A 14356-nucleotide genomic window follows, 5' to 3' on the forward strand; every position below is an offset into this window, starting at 1 on the left:
TGAAAAAGCACCAAAAGCCTCACTTCATAGTGAGGCTTTTTTTTTATGCGTGAAATTTGATTAGGGCATGTTCTCAATCTGAACGAGAATGACTTAAAAACAAAGGGGCTGTAGTAGATAAGGATTAAATATCGCACCATTTTCTCAGGGTTTTAAGCTGATTAGATGGTGACCCATAGTTAAATCTAAACTCGCACTCTTTTAAAAATAAATGGAAGTTCTTCTTATCGATTCCATTATATTTCCTGAGTGTTCGTTTAGACTGATTCCAGAAGTTCTCAATACCATTGATGTGATTGTTTTTACCGCAAGTAAACTCTTTAGAGTGATTGACTCTGAAATGTTTAAAGTCGCTCACATCCAAGGCATTGTAACTTCGATAGCTGTCAGTATAAACAAAGCTGTCAGGCTTGATTTTACGCTTGATAACGGGCATTAGCGTGGTTTGTTTGGTGTCTGCTACGACAATGGTATAAACCTTACCATTTCGTTTTAGGATACCAAACACCGCTGTCTTACCAGCAGCACCTCGACCTCTTTTGCCTTTACGTACACCGCCGAAGTAACTTTCATCTAATTCGACTTCACCGTCAAAGATGTCATCTGCTTCAAGAGATAAATAATACTCTATAACGAGTCTTATTTTATGATAAAAAAGTGCCGCAGTATTAGGTTGAATATTGAGTAAATCTGCGGCTGTTCTAGCGGTTACTTCAGCCGTAAAAAACTCTAACAGTCGTTGCTGCTCTTTTTTACTTAGTTTACAACGGGTTATCTTCATAAAAGTAGTCTAGCATAGTGCTTATCTACTACAGCCCCGCAAAAAATTTACACCAGCCATACTGTAGCGACTCTAAGGTATTTCAACTATAGTGCTCGCACAACCAATGAGTGATATTGATAGTGAATCGCTTTCTAAGCGAATAATTGATTCTACTTATTTTACTTTTTGTAAGATTAACTTAACCTAATTTAATTTTTATTAGTTATGCTAATAGATGTGCTATCATTGCATTTCTTGATAGGTAACGTTACGTTTGAAAGGTAAGAATAGCAATTTGCGTTTATCACTGGTTATCTAATCATATTCAACAATTTTAATAGGTTTCTGTATTCAAAAAATGTATTAGTAACAAGTATTATGAATATTTAACCTACTGGTAAAAAAAGAAATATTATGAAAACGATTTATCATGCAGCAAATTCTCGCGGTGATGCAAACCATGGCTGGCTAAAGAGCAAACATACCTTTAGTTTTGCTAATTACTATAATCCTGAGCGTATGGGTTTTGGAGTCTTACGGGTCATCAACGATGATTTTGTCATTGGTGGTAAAGGTTTTGGTAAGCACTCGCATCGTGACATGGAGATTATCAGTATCCCATTGGCTGGCAAGCTTGCGCATGGCGACAATATCGGCAATGAAGGCGTTATCGAGACTGGCGAGATTCAAGTCATGTCAGCAGGCACGGGGATTACGCACAGTGAAATGAATGGCGATACGGATGAGCCTGTTCAGTTTTTGCAGATTTGGGTCATGCCAAATAAAATGAACGTCGTCCCGCGTTATCAGCAAGTGCGCATGAGTGAGCTTATGCAGCCGAATGAATTTAATCAGATATTGTCACCCAATGTTGATGATGCTGGTGTGTGGGTTTATCAAGATGCATGGTTTAGCATGGGTGATTTCGATAAAGGTGTTAGCGAAAATTATCATCTTAAAGACCCTAATAACGGTGTTTATGTCTTTGTTATCAGTGGTAAAGTAACCGTAAACGATGACACATTAGCTACACGCGATGGTCTTTGCATTTGGGATACTGACAGCTTCAGGATAGAGGTAGCAGAAGATACGAAGGTATTGGTGATGGAAGTACCTATTACCCTTTAACAAACTCTTTCTAACAAAGAGCTATTTATCCATTTAGCTTTTAAAAAATAGCCTTAGGGCTAGGTTTATTTACAAAAATAAAATAGGGGTTTCATTGAATTATTTTCATAATGAAGCAGATTATATGTGTCGTTTAAATTTCAACTTTTAATCATAGGGATTAATAGTTGAGAGTGACCAAATTTAGATTATTTATAACAACAACGTGGAGAAGTACTATGTCAGATTTAAAAGTATTACAGCAACTTGCAGAGAAACGTCGTTCAATTTATGCACTAAGCGACCAACTACCAGTATCTAACGATGAAGTCGTCAAGCTGGTTGAGCATGCTATTTTGCATACGCCATCATCGTTTAACTCACAATCAACGCGTATCGTCGTTTTGTTCGGCGATGACCATAAAAAACTGTGGGATATAACCGAAGAGACTTTACGTGTTATCGTTGGTGACGAGGAGGCTTTTAAGTCTACCGAAGGAAAGATTGCAGGTTTTAGAGCTGGCGCTGGTACTGTGTTGTTCTTCGAAGATCAGGGCGTTGTCAGAGGCATGCAAGAAGCAGCGCCTTTATATGCTGACAACTTCCCAATCTGGTCAACTCAAACCAACGCCATGCACCAGTATGTCATCTGGACGGCACTAGCCAGTATCGATGTCGGGGCAAATTTGCAGCATTACAATCCTATCATTGATGAAAGAGTTGCTAGTGCTTGGAACATCGATGCAGACTGGGAACTTAAAGCACAAATGGTATTTGGTGCTATTGCACAGCCAGCAGGCGATAAAGAGTTCAAGCCACTTGATGAGCGTATGAAAGTGTTTGGTGCGTAATTAAACCTGTCGGCTTATTTGTAGGTAACTTCCCAAATAAGTCGTGTGTTTGATAGATACATAAATAAAAAAGCGTCGCTCAACGAATGGTTGGGCGGCGCTTTTTTTATTTAAAAAATGCAAAGAAGGCAAAAGTGATTAAATACAGTCAATAACCGTTAAAATGCGGCAGGTATGAATTTTTAAGCTTCAATTCCATCAGCTGGTTTCACTCTGTTTGCGGCGCATCAGATTATTGGCGACCCATGCTGGACCGATCAACAAAAACTGTAAATCTTCAAAGAATGATGGTTTTTTCCCTTCGATTTTATGACCAATAAACTGTCCAATCCAAGCGACGATAAAGACACCTGCCCAGACTTTAAAGCCCCATGGCAATACGGCCATAACCGATAAACAAATGAGAATGAACATACCCATTGCCAAAAACAGCGGTGTAGATAGGCGCATATAAAACAATAATACTAGAGCGCTGAGAACCAAAGTAAACCAGACCGAAAGTGACATCCCCATACCTAGCAAGCTGACAAAGATGGTGGGGACACACAGCCAATGGATTTTTTTGTTAATCAAGTTTTGGTGACTGACAGAGTATTCACTGAGCCATTGTTCTAGCGTACGTTTAGACATGCGTGGTTGATTACGAGACATACTAACCTCCCTGTTAGTAGTTGAAATGATAAGCTGATAGCAGTCGCTGAGCTGAACGCTAATGCAGTGCTTAATATCAGTTGTAGCATTAATTGAGCCAATCTACCATTTTATCTGATAGACGCCGCAGTCAAACTTACTCGTATTGTTGGCGCGGCGGTAGCAACATTGGTCTCGAATATCTAAAGTTTTAGTGAACAAGGCTATCCTCAGCCTTGTTCGCTGCGATGCCATTCGTAAAGACCAATAAACGCATTCACTTGATAAATCATGGTTTGAATGGCAAAGATATAATTGCCTGACATAAGGTTGACGATGAGCCAAACGAAATTCACGACAATCCATAACCACCAGTTAAATGAATAACGTAAAATCATAGCGGCCTGAGCCGTAATAGACAGTACAAACGCAATAACGTTGATCCAAAAGAAAGAGATGAACCCTAAAAATTTACTGTTATCATCCTCGACCACCGCATAACCATAGCTCGCCAATAAGTTATTTACCGTTGGGAAAAGAGCAAGACCAATAATAATAAATGCTGCCGTAATCAACCAAACTGCTTTGCTCGCTGACTTAGGGATCATGTCACCATCAGGATCAGTGTGCTTCGACCAGTAGAATATTCCGTAGACATGGGTAAAAAAGTTAAAAAGCGGCGCGAGCATCAGACCAACAGCGCCAGAGGTCGCTTGCACGATTACTTCGCCAGCGGTTGCCCCCATACCAAAGCCATTGCCCATGACGTTTTTGCGGAAGGACAGCGAAACCACACATACCAAGCCAATAAATGAGACGGCCAAATAAAACATATCGAGTGTTGTATGGTCCGTGGTGAGCCAAAAACCTGCGGACAAGGCAATGACGCCGCACATAAACCAAATAACAATCCACTGCATCGCCCACTTACCAGTAATGTTGTCCAATAGCTGAATACGCATAGCTCTTTCCTCTAAGATAAATAATGACTGCAACAAAGTGCTAACTGCGAAGCGCTAGCTAAACAAATGAATAGAGCGTGTTGAACCTTCAACACGCCCTATTATAAATAGAGCACTTATAAGTGCATGTTATGATTTTTTGCCATAGATATGTTGATCGATAAATAACAATGCTTGCTGATAGCGTGCATCGTAGTCGGGTTTGTCAATCATTTGTGGCTCGATACCGTGACGAGCAAAAATATCGACCAATCGCTGCTCAAAACGTCCACGCGCTTCAGGCGTACCCAAAGAGCGCATACCATCATCAATCCATGGCGTATTATTGTCTAGCATGATGGTGTGGTCTAAACGAAACTCATCGATACATGCTGCCACAAAAGGATGGGTGCGGCCCTCGTACTCTTCACAAAATGCTTGCGTGGTCACAAAATCAGTGTCAACGATGGTGATGGGCGCGGTCGCATTGGCTACGGCATCTCGTATCGCTTGCGCATGATTGAGCACAATAGGCCCATAATCACTATACTGTAAGCCGACTTCGCTACCGCCCAAATCTGTGCCGACATACAGCCGTCCCATTTCTAATGCAAAGCTGGCACCGTAATAATTGGCAAGCTTATGCACCAGTGTGGTTTTGCCTGAGCTTTCGCCACCAACGATAGCGACCGTCTTTGTATAGTCGCCGCGCGCTTGTGGATGAATCGCTGACCAATTTGCTACTGGATCTTGAGCAATGGCATAAGAGTCAAACTCAGACTGTAGTGGGGTAGTGACAACCTGCAAGAGTAACTGTTCGCGAACATTGCTTTGTACCAGCGGATGATTGTCAGCCACGAATAATACTGTCTCTGGTGGCAATGCAAGCGCTTCTGTCAACCGTTGCAACTTAGCATTACTGGCCGCCACATCGATACTGACATCCGCAAAATGTTCATGAAGTGGCAGCTCAATTTCGTGAGTAGTATGAATATGAATAAACGGCAAATCGGCACAAGCCATCTGTAGCCAGCGTGCTTTGTCTTGTAAAGTGATCGTGAAGTCTGGATGCGGCGAGGGATGCAACATAATGACGATATGTAACGTCTTTGCTTGTCCTGCCGCATCCAATATGCTGCGCATTTGTCCCAGATGTAGGGGTTCAAAATGCCCAATCATTAATCCAGAGTCATACATATTTTTCCTCACCTTGGCTTTATTGTCGGACGATGTAATAGTTGAGTCGTTTATCAGCATGGTATAAAGGTTCGAGACGATTTACAGGTAGGTTATTGTAAATATGGCTTTATTGTTACTTTCTTAGAAATCACTTTGCTCATGATTGAAATATTTTTCATCAGGCAAATATTCCAATTAAATATTAATTTACTATTTAAAATCTGGTTTTGCGTGTTCTTACTACTAGGCAGATGCCACTTATCTATTTGATTAAATTCATAAATAATAGAGGGCGCAAAATAAATGCGTAGGATCGGCGCAACAAAGAGTGATTTGAAACATTTTGAAATAACTATTTAAAATCAGGAGGTTATGAGGCTCTATGACAGATTAGGGTAAGCTTAAGTAGCATAAACTCACAAAGAACGTCTACACTTTCAACAGATAGATTCTAAATAGTTGATACAATCGTTTATAAGTTAAAAAGACTAAATATCTTTAAGACTTAATATTAAAACCGTTTATATGTGAAAAGTAATCGTGCATGAAACAGTAATAGAAAAACAAATAATAGATAAATAACAAAGAGGTATTCACTTTGGCTAAATTAGCAAAATTGCATCGCTCACAGAACAGTAAGATGGTCGCAGGGGTAATGGGCGGCGTTGCTGAATATTTCGGCTGGTCAGCGACTTGGGTTAGATTGCTATTTGTCATTATTTCGTCACTAAGTGCAGGAGTACCCGGTATTTTGATCTATATAATTCTGTGGATCGTTATGCCAAAGGCTAGCAATCAGTCTTATCAATAGGATTGATCTAGTAGTAATTCTATCCAAACAGTTTAGAACGCAAGTCGTTTAGAATGATAGTTCCTTGATAGTTTAGCTCTTCAAAAAACAAAAAGCCTGATCAATCAGGATGCCAATGACATACTTTTCCTCCTGCCCAGATGCTAACGCATTTGGGTATTTTTTTATTTAGGAGCGACCAAATAAGAAGTTGTCTATAAATAAAGCAAATAACTGAGTTTTTTACCCACGATGTAAATTTAGTTAACGTAAATATGGATAAAATAGTCAATTTTTAGTAAGGTGAGCAGGCAAATAGAGTCGTTGCCAAATAGGCCAGACGAGTGCTATCAGAGATTTATTTAATCATACTCATTCCACAGTGGCGTTACTATGAAAACCCAAACTATGACATCCCAAGCGACACCCTCGATGACACAAGATAAAGATACTCAACCGATGACTTTTCAAGATTTAATCCTGACTTTACAGAATTATTGGGCCGATAAGGGCTGCGTTATTTTGCAGCCTTACGATATGGAAGTCGGCGCGGGCACTTTTCATACGGCGACGTTTTTGCGTTCGTTAGGCCCTGAACGCTGGAATGCGGCTTATGTACAGCCATCACGTCGTCCGACCGATGGACGCTACGGTGACAATCCAAACCGCCTGCAACATTATTATCAGTTCCAAGTGGTGCTAAAGCCTAACCCGCCTAATATTCAAGAGCTATATTTGGACTCACTACGCGCCATCGGTATTGATCCCTTGGTTCATGACGTGCGTTTTGTTGAGGACAATTGGGAATCGCCGACGCTTGGTGCGTGGGGGCTTGGTTGGGAGATTTGGCTGAACGGTATGGAAGTGACGCAGTTTACTTACTTCCAGCAAGTGGGCGGTATTGAATGTTTCCCTGTTACTGGCGAGATCACTTATGGCCTTGAGCGTTTGGCCATGTATGTGCAAGGCGTCGATAGTGTTTATGATTTGGTATGGGCAGATGGCGAGTTTGGCCGTGTCACTTATGGTGATGTCTTTCATCAAAACGAGGTTGAGCAGTCTACTTATAATTTTGAGCACGCTGATGTGCCGATGATGGGTGAGATGTTTGACTTTTATGAGCAACAAGCGGATAAGTTGGTCGAAGCAGGATTGCCGTTGCCAGCCTATGAGATGGTATTAAAAGCGTCTCATGCTTTTAACTTGCTTGATGCGCGTGGTGCCATTTCTGTCACTGAGCGTCAGCGCTTTATTCTGCGCGTGCGTACGCTTGCACGTAAGGTTGCTTTTGGTTATGTTGAGGCTCGTGCCGAACTTGGTTTCCCATTAGCCGATGAAGCCCATCGCGCTGATGCGCTCGATAAGTATTTGCCAAAAGAAGACGCGGCAACAGAAGGCTTAGCAATAGAAAATACTGACAACAATCAATCGACTAACAAGAAATAGGAGCATCCCTTGAGTACTATTCTATTTGAACTGGGGTGTGAAGAGCTACCTCCAAAGAGCCTAAAACCGTTACGTGATGCGCTACAAGCAAGTGTCACTGAGCAATTGAATGAAGCTGATATTACGTTTGATAGTATCAAAGCCTTTGCCGCCCCGCGTCGTTTGGCGATTCAGATTCAAGGTATTAGCGATAAACAGCCGGATCGCACTGAGCAAAAACGAGGGCCAGCGATTAAGGCGGCATTTGACGCAGAGGGCAATCCAACGCGTGCGGCAATGGGTTTTGCCAATGGCCTAGGTATCGATGCCAGCCAGCTGACGACTATTAGCACCGATAAGGGTGATTATGTTGGTTATGAGCAAACCATTCATGGCCAAGCGACCACTGAGCTGTTGCCTGCGATTTTTCAAACCGCGCTGGATAATCTACCGATTGCTAAGCGCATGCGCTCAGGCGCAAGCCGCAATGAGTTTGTGCGTCCAGTACAATGGGCGGTATTGATGCAGGATGAGGCGGTGATTCCTGCCACTATCCAAGGACATGAGACCGGTACGCAAACCCGTGGTCATCGCTTCCACAGTCCAGATTACCATAACATTGCGCACGCCAATGATTATGAACAACTGCTTGCTGGTCTAAAAGTCGTGGCTGATTTTGATAAGCGTCAAATGCTGATCAAAAACCAAGTCAAAGCATTGGCTGATGAGGTCAACTCAGACGCTATCGTACCGCAAGATTTATTGGACGAAGTGACCGCCTTGGTCGATTTTCCAATTGCCCTACGAGCAAGCTTTGAGCCGCGCTTTTTACAAGTGCCACAAGAAGCGCTCATCTCGACCATGCAAGCCGATCAAAAGTATTTTTGTTTGACGGATAAAGCGGGCAAACTACAGCCTTACTTTATTTTTATCACCAATATTGAATCTAAGGATCCCAATCAGATCATTGAGGGCAATGAAAAAGTCGTACGTCCACGTTTGGCTGATGCCGAGTTTTTCTTCTTACAAGATCAAAAGCAGCCATTATTTGCGCTCACAGAAAGCCTGAAAAATCGCGTATTCCAAGACAAGCTGGGTACGATTTGGGAGAAGTCTGAGCGTATCGCTAAGCTTTCGGCCTTCATTGCTACCTTGATGCAGCAGCAAGGTCGTGATATTAGTATTGATGAGACGGTACGTGCGGGCATTTTATCCAAAGCCGATTTGGCCAGCTCTTTAGTTGGTGAATATCCTGAATTGCAGGGCATCGCGGGTACGTATTATGCGCGTCTGAATAATGAGCCAGAAGCGATAGCAGCGAGTTTAGAAGAGCAATATTTGCCCAAGTTTAGTGGTGATGTATTACCACAGACGCAAATTGGTATTTGCTTAGCATTAGCCGATCGTTTAGATACGCTCGTCGGTATTTTTGCGATTGACCAAGCGCCGACAGGTTCAAAAGATCCGTTTAGTTTGCGTCGTTCTGCCATTGGTATTTTGCGTATTTTAATCGAAAAGCAGTTACCGATTAACCTCGTCGCGTTGGTTGAGCAAGCGATTAGAGGCTATAGTGATACTGAGGGTAGCAAGATTGCCAAAATGGGTGATACCTTTACCCAAGTCATGACGTTCCTCAACTCGCGCTATCGAGCGATGTATACGGAGCAAGGCGTTAGCGTTGATACGATTCAATCAGTACAAGCGATCAATCCGCACATGCCACTTGATTTTGATCAGCGTATCCGTGCGGTACAAGCATTTAGCCAGCTGCCACAAGCGTCGATGTTGGCGGATTCAAACAAGCGCGTTGCCAATATATTAGCTAAGTCAGCAACAGTAGTCGCTGACACAGTCGATGAATCACTATTATCTGAGCCTGCCGAACAAAGCTTGTATAGCAGTGTTCACCAAGCGCAAATGGCAGTGACACCGCTACTTGAGAACGCGGACTATACTCACATATTGCAGACGCTTGCTAGCTTAGATGAACCGTTGACTCAATTCTTTGACGGTGTCATGGTAAATAGTGAAGATGATGCACTCAAAAACAATCGCTTAGCATTGCTCAAGCAGGTTCGCGCCTTGTTCTTAACCGTGGCTGATATCAGCGAGTTGCAGCTGTAGTGCCTCTAAAACTAGATTATTAATCTTGTTATGTTATTTTTAATATAAAAAACTGGCCACATTGAGCCAGTTTTTTATGCGATCATTCTGCATCATTAAGTTTATAATGTCTTAATCCATACTCGAAGGAGCACTGCCGTGTTGGCTGTTATTATTGTAATCCTCATTATCTGGGCTTCAATGTGGGCTTTTTATAAGTTTATGTACCCACGCGCACCCAAGAGCATGATGCCAAAAGAAGGTGATGTGACCACACCGCGTCAGTGCAATTTTTGTGGCAATAGCTTGGCTGAATATCGCGGCGTACTTGAGAGCAAGCCGAGTTTGACCGAAAACAACGATAGCAATATTGCAGCCAATCAAGAACTGTTCTTTTGCAATTATGAGCATCAAGCAGACTTTCATGCAGGTAAGGTTTACACACCTCATGTATAGGTAAGTCACTGACCGATTGACCTTAAAAAAGCGCTTAGCTTGATTAGCTAGGCGCTTCTGCATTTAATATATTAGGATTTATTTATAAAATAGAATGTGCGTCTTTCATGATTTTATTGAGTAGGGCTTCTGACTGTTTGTCTTGCTGCATACGATCTTCATCATTTCTTTGAGTCGTATGAATTTTTTCGTACAAATCCAAACAGCACAACACCAACAAGCTTTCTTGGCTAAGGCTTGGCGCGTCTCTTTTTAGATCCAGTGCGTAGTTGTTGATATAAGAGACCGCTGAGCGTAGCTCCTCTTGTTCATGTACTGGGCAAAAAATTGGATAGGTAACGCCAGCAATCGCAATATCTACTTTTTTGATTTGGGGTTCAGAAGTTTTGACCGTTTTAGTAGTAGGTTGTGACGCCGCGCTTGAGGCAGTTGATTCTGTTGAGGCAGCCTTTTGCGGTTGTAATCCTGAATTTTGTACTGGGTTGTCTTTTATTTGATGGTTTTTTGGCTGTTTTTCTATGGTTTTGCTTTGGTTATCGGTCATGATAAATCCTACAATGTCTGGTCAGTGAAATGAGTGATATAAGGGAGTAACAGCAGGGTCTGGTAAGCAGTAGGTCTCCGCCTTCGTGACTGTAATTCGTTAACTCTCTGCTTGATCGATACGGGTGAGGCGTTGTAATACGACTTGTGTACGCTCGGCTGCCAGTTGGTTCTTTTTTTGCAGTTCACTATTTTGTTGTTTGATATCATTATATTGCTGTTTTAGCTCATTATTGTGTTGTTGCAACTCGCTATTTTGCTGTTGCAATTGGCTGATTTGTTTTTGCAGTTTGTCTTGCTCTTCACCGATCATATGATGCGCTTCTGCAAGGTTTTGGTAGCGCTTGTCGAGATCATTTAGTTGTTTTTTGGCACCATCGCGTTCAGTATAAGTGGTATCAAGCTTGGTTTTTAAGGCGGCAAGCTCTTGTGTATTAGTAACGGGGTTTTGTTTGAGGCTGCTAAGTTCAGCACTGACAAGCTGATACTGTTTTTTGATGTCGAGTACCATTTTTTCTAATATTCTAAGTTGGTCATACATAGTCAGTTTTTATCCTTAACAAGTAAGCGTGGATGAATTTTGTTTTCTGCGTTTAATAATGCCATAGGTGACCGCATAATATCTATATCAACAAAGTAATTACACGTATTAGGCTTGGCCTTTTTATTTCTATTAGCTGTGGCCTTGTCAATGACAGTGCGCTGCGTCTACTTCTATTTTTTTAGCAATAATTAATTACTAGGACATCTATCATGAATGACAATATCTCTGGCTGGAATACTTGGCTGACCGCTTTTGACGACTGGACGGACGTGTCTATCAGTGAAGTGCATGGCCTCATGACAGGGTTAATGACGGCCTGTAATGCCCCTGATGAAACTGTATGGGCAAAGGTATTTGAGGAGCTGAGTTTTGCTTCATTACCAGAGCCTGCATTGACGCTGTTGACTGAAGAAGCTGAAGATATTGTGTTTCAACTGAAGGATAAAGATGACGCCTATTCTTATATGCCACTGATACCTGATGATGAACACGATTTATACGAGCGTGTGATAGCATTGAAACAGTGGGCAAATGGTTTTATGACGGGCTTTGGTATTACTGATTGTCGCCTCACAAGTGAGGAAAATGAGATGCTCACAGATTTGGCCAAAATTGGCGCGATTCGTCTTGAAGATGATGAAGATTTTGAAGGTGGCGAAGAGTCGTATTTGTATCTTTATGAATTTGCCCGTATGGTACCAGTGAGCTTTGCCACCCGCCCGCGTAAACCTGTCAAAGACATCGCGCTGATTTCTGGTCTTGCTATCGATGCCAAGACAACCAAAGAGCTGCAAGCAGAAGGTAAGCGACCAAAACCAATCCCGCCCGTGATTGATATCATGAATCAAAACAACCCATCGTAAAGGATGTGTTTTATGACTATAAATAATAGCAGTCAAACCCAGTCCGATGCAGCTTATCCGGTGCAAAGTATCGATTGGCTAACCCGCTTGATTGGTTTCGATACGGTCAGTCGCCACTCGAATCTCGCACTGATTGACGATGTAAAAGCGTATTGTGAGCAATTGGGTCTCGCGGTAGATTTGACCTTTAATGATGCCAAAAATAAAGCCAATCTATTTGTAACGGTACCAGCAGGCGAGCAGGCGGATCAGGTAAATAATGGTCTGGTGCTGTCAGGACACACGGATGTCGTACCAGTCGATGGGCAAGAGTGGACGTCTGAACCATTTACGGCAACGATTCGCGGCGACAAGCTTTACGGTCGCGGCGCTTGCGACATGAAAGGCTTTATTGCTTGTGCGTTGACGATATTGCCACAGGCCGTACAACTATCGAACAGCGGGCAGCTACGTCGTCCCTTGCATTTGGCTTTATCATTCGATGAAGAAGTGGGCTGCTTAGGCGCGCCATTGATATTAGCAGACCTAAAAGCGCGCGGTATCACGCCTGATTATTGTATCGTTGGTGAGCCGACCAATATGGCGATGGTGGTCGCACATAAAGGCATTGCAGTCTATCGGTGCCGCGTCCATGGTAAGTCTGCGCATTCATCACTGACGGCGCAGGGTGTCAACGCTATTAGCTATGCCAGCCGTTTAATCGGTTATGTCGATACCTTGGCAGAAGAAATAAGCGGTCGCGATGATAACGATGGTTTGTTTGATGTGCCTTATTCAACCTTGTCTGTGGGCACTATCCATGGCGGTACAGCGACCAATATTGTGCCAAATCTGTGTGAATTTACCTTTGATTATCGTAACTTACCGCACATGACGCAAGAAGATGTACTTGTGCCAATTCAAGCGAAGGTTGCAGAGCTAAATGGTCAAATGCAAGCGCGCGCACCAGAGACGGGTATTGAGCTCGTGCAAGAAGAAAGCGTGCCTGCGATGACTGATAATGACAGTGCTGAATTACAAGCGTTGATAGCCGTGCTAACCGGCGATGATGAACGCCATAAAGTGGCTTACGCGACTGAGGGCGGTCAATTCACAAATAGCGGCATTCCAACGATTATCTGCGGCCCTGGGAGTATCGAACAGGCACATAAAGCGGATGAGTATGTGGCTATTAGCGAAATGGAACGCTGTGATAGATTTTTACAGAAGCTGTTAAAAAGCTGTGCGGTGAAATAGCATCTAGAATAACTAGACATTTGTTCTTAATATAAGTTACTATAAAACACACCGTCTAAATGACGGTGTTTATTTTTTATTGTATGGGGCAATCTTCTTATAAACTACCCATTCTGCCTTCAATTCTACTCCATATTTTAGATTAAAGTGCTTAAGTATAGGTATTTACCTCATGGCATAGGGGCAATACAATGTCTATTCAGCTTTTTATGGTATATTTTGCCAGTGTTTTTTTGATATCAGCCACTCCTGGTCCAAATATGCTATTGGCCTTTCAGTACGGGCTTAATTACGGCGTTAAACGTACCTTATGGACGCTAGCAGGACTGAGCTTAGGATTATTTATACTGCTGTTATCGACATTGCTTGGTATTGATGTTATCAGTCGCGAATCGCCTTGGTTGCTTGAGATTGTCAAAGCTGTTGGTGCGTCTTATTTGGTTTACTTGGGTGTGACTACGTGGCGTGATGCTGACAACAATAGCAGCTTGATGCAAGACGCTAAAGAGGTGAGCGCCGCAGCTGAAGCTTTGGATCGCAGCTATCCAGATGCACGTTCATTATCGAGTGCGGCAGTTATCATGGCACCAAGTAATATCAAGTTATTTCGTGCTGGTGTTTGGGTGTCTTTATCGAACCCCAAAGCTATTTTATTTTTTGCGGCTTTCTTCCCTAAATTTATTAATTTTAGTGCGCCGCTATGGCCACAATATATCTTGTTGACGGTTGGTCTATTCATGAGTGAGACGATTTGGCAAATGATATACATGATGGGTGGCAAAAAATTAGCAGGCTGGCTAGAGGTAGGGCATCGCTTGGCATGGCTCAATCGTATTTGCGGCGTCATATTTATAGTAATCGCTGCTGCTTTATTGACTGACGTCATAAAAGGTTTTATGGCATAAATTATTTCTGGTTGTTATAA

General features: G+C 42.5%; 15 protein-coding genes. 9 read left to right on the forward strand and 6 right to left on the reverse strand.

Annotated elements, in window-relative coordinates; all coding sequences use genetic code 11:
* Window positions 1–124: 124 nt before the first annotated feature.
* The gene (locus M917_RS05355) at window positions 125–781 is read right to left on the reverse strand and encodes an IS1595 family transposase (RefSeq protein WP_021813765.1); all 657 of its coding nucleotides are present in this window, start codon (window positions 779–781) and stop codon (window positions 125–127) included.
* 396 nt (window positions 782–1177) lie between these two features.
* Between M917_RS05355 and M917_RS05360 the strand changes: the two genes are divergently transcribed.
* Entirely contained in the window at window positions 1178–1891 is a 714-nt protein-coding gene (locus M917_RS05360) for a pirin family protein (RefSeq protein ID WP_021813766.1), read from the forward strand.
* A gap of 218 nt (window positions 1892–2109) precedes the next feature.
* A complete protein-coding gene (locus M917_RS05365; RefSeq protein ID WP_021813767.1) occupies window positions 2110–2721 on the forward strand; it encodes a nitroreductase family protein in 612 nt (203 codons plus the stop codon).
* A 198-nt stretch (window positions 2722–2919) separates the two neighbouring features.
* Here M917_RS05365 and M917_RS05370 read toward each other — a convergent pair whose 3' ends face one another.
* The 3 genes from M917_RS05370 to nadR all read right to left on the reverse strand — a co-directional run bounded on the left by M917_RS05370 (window position 2920) and on the right by nadR (window position 5549).
* Window positions 2920–3372 (reverse strand): Mpo1 family 2-hydroxy fatty acid dioxygenase, encoded by a 453-nt coding sequence (locus M917_RS05370; RefSeq protein WP_021813768.1) that lies wholly within the window; start codon window positions 3370–3372, stop codon window positions 2920–2922.
* Window positions 3373–3581: 209 nt separating this feature from the next.
* Window positions 3582–4313, reverse strand: a complete 732-nt coding sequence (gene pnuC, locus M917_RS05375) for a nicotinamide riboside transporter PnuC (protein ID WP_021813769.1) — start codon at window positions 4311–4313, stop codon at window positions 3582–3584.
* Window positions 4314–4442: 129 nt separating this feature from the next.
* Window positions 4443–5549, reverse strand: a complete 1107-nt coding sequence (gene nadR / locus M917_RS05380) for a multifunctional transcriptional regulator/nicotinamide-nucleotide adenylyltransferase/ribosylnicotinamide kinase NadR (protein ID WP_264629453.1) — start codon at window positions 5547–5549, stop codon at window positions 4443–4445.
* Between the two features lie 520 nt (window positions 5550–6069).
* Between nadR and M917_RS05385 the strand changes: the two genes are divergently transcribed.
* The 4 genes from M917_RS05385 (at window position 6070) to M917_RS05400 (ending at window position 10245) form a co-directional block, all read left to right on the forward strand.
* Entirely contained in the window at window positions 6070–6282 is a 213-nt protein-coding gene (locus M917_RS05385) for a PspC domain-containing protein (RefSeq protein WP_021813771.1), read from the forward strand.
* 438 nt (window positions 6283–6720) lie between these two features.
* Entirely contained in the window at window positions 6721–7707 is a 987-nt protein-coding gene (gene glyQ, locus M917_RS05390) for a glycine--tRNA ligase subunit alpha (RefSeq protein ID WP_200861740.1), read from the forward strand.
* Between the two features lie 9 nt (window positions 7708–7716).
* Window positions 7717–9810, forward strand: coding sequence for a glycine--tRNA ligase subunit beta (glyS, locus tag M917_RS05395; RefSeq protein ID WP_021813773.1), 2094 nt, complete (start codon window positions 7717–7719; stop codon window positions 9808–9810).
* Between the two features lie 138 nt (window positions 9811–9948).
* Window positions 9949–10245 (forward strand): hypothetical protein, encoded by a 297-nt coding sequence (locus M917_RS05400; protein ID WP_040642033.1) that lies wholly within the window; start codon window positions 9949–9951, stop codon window positions 10243–10245.
* 82 nt (window positions 10246–10327) lie between these two features.
* Here M917_RS05400 and M917_RS05405 read toward each other — a convergent pair whose 3' ends face one another.
* Window positions 10328–10789 carry a cell division protein ZapA gene (locus M917_RS05405; protein ID WP_021813775.1) on the reverse strand — a complete coding sequence of 154 codons (462 nt, stop codon included), beginning with the start codon at window positions 10787–10789 and terminating at the stop codon, window positions 10328–10330.
* A 99-nt stretch (window positions 10790–10888) separates the two neighbouring features.
* Window positions 10889–11329, reverse strand: a complete 441-nt coding sequence (locus M917_RS05410) for a hypothetical protein (RefSeq protein ID WP_021813776.1) — start codon at window positions 11327–11329, stop codon at window positions 10889–10891.
* A 212-nt stretch (window positions 11330–11541) separates the two neighbouring features.
* Between M917_RS05410 and M917_RS05415 the strand changes: the two genes are divergently transcribed.
* From M917_RS05415 to M917_RS05425, 3 genes are all read left to right on the forward strand, one after another.
* Entirely contained in the window at window positions 11542–12195 is a 654-nt protein-coding gene (locus M917_RS05415; RefSeq protein ID WP_021813777.1) for a UPF0149 family protein, read from the forward strand.
* Window positions 12196–12207: 12 nt separating this feature from the next.
* Complete coding sequence (gene argE / locus M917_RS05420; RefSeq protein WP_021813778.1) at window positions 12208–13431, forward strand: acetylornithine deacetylase; 1224 nt, start codon at window positions 12208–12210, stop codon at window positions 13429–13431.
* 191 nt (window positions 13432–13622) lie between these two features.
* Window positions 13623–14336: a LysE family translocator gene (locus M917_RS05425; protein WP_021813779.1), complete on the forward strand. Its 714-nt coding sequence runs from the start codon at window positions 13623–13625 to the stop codon at window positions 14334–14336.
* The last annotated feature ends 20 nt before the right edge of the window (window positions 14337–14356 follow it).

It is taken from the genome of Psychrobacter aquaticus CMS 56 (genome assembly GCF_000471625.1).
In the GTDB taxonomy this organism is placed as follows: Bacteria; Pseudomonadota; Gammaproteobacteria; order Pseudomonadales; family Moraxellaceae; genus Psychrobacter; species Psychrobacter aquaticus.

Excerpts from the sequence above, each read along its gene's own strand:
- M917_RS05355 (WP_021813765.1), bottom strand. The coding sequence starts at position 781 with ATGAAGATAACCCGTTGTAAACTAAGTAAAAAAGAGCAGCAACGACTG.
- M917_RS05360 (WP_021813766.1), top strand. The coding sequence starts at position 1,178 with ATGAAAACGATTTATCATGCAGCAAATTCTCGCGGTGATGCAAACCAT.
- M917_RS05365 (WP_021813767.1), top strand. The coding sequence starts at position 2,110 with ATGTCAGATTTAAAAGTATTACAGCAACTTGCAGAGAAACGTCGTTCA.
- M917_RS05370 (WP_021813768.1), bottom strand. The coding sequence starts at position 3,372 with ATGTCTCGTAATCAACCACGCATGTCTAAACGTACGCTAGAACAATGG.
- pnuC (WP_021813769.1), bottom strand. The coding sequence starts at position 4,313 with ATGCGTATTCAGCTATTGGACAACATTACTGGTAAGTGGGCGATGCAG.
- nadR (WP_264629453.1), bottom strand. The coding sequence starts at position 5,549 with ATGCTGATAAACGACTCAACTATTACATCGTCCGACAATAAAGCCAAG.
- glyQ (WP_200861740.1), top strand. The coding sequence starts at position 6,721 with ATGACTTTTCAAGATTTAATCCTGACTTTACAGAATTATTGGGCCGAT.
- M917_RS05405 (WP_021813775.1), bottom strand. The coding sequence starts at position 10,789 with ATGACCGATAACCAAAGCAAAACCATAGAAAAACAGCCAAAAAACCAT.
- M917_RS05410 (WP_021813776.1), bottom strand. The coding sequence starts at position 11,329 with ATGTATGACCAACTTAGAATATTAGAAAAAATGGTACTCGACATCAAA.
- M917_RS05415 (WP_021813777.1), top strand. The coding sequence starts at position 11,542 with ATGAATGACAATATCTCTGGCTGGAATACTTGGCTGACCGCTTTTGAC.
- argE (WP_021813778.1), top strand. The coding sequence starts at position 12,208 with ATGACTATAAATAATAGCAGTCAAACCCAGTCCGATGCAGCTTATCCG.
- M917_RS05425 (WP_021813779.1), top strand. The coding sequence starts at position 13,623 with ATGTCTATTCAGCTTTTTATGGTATATTTTGCCAGTGTTTTTTTGATA.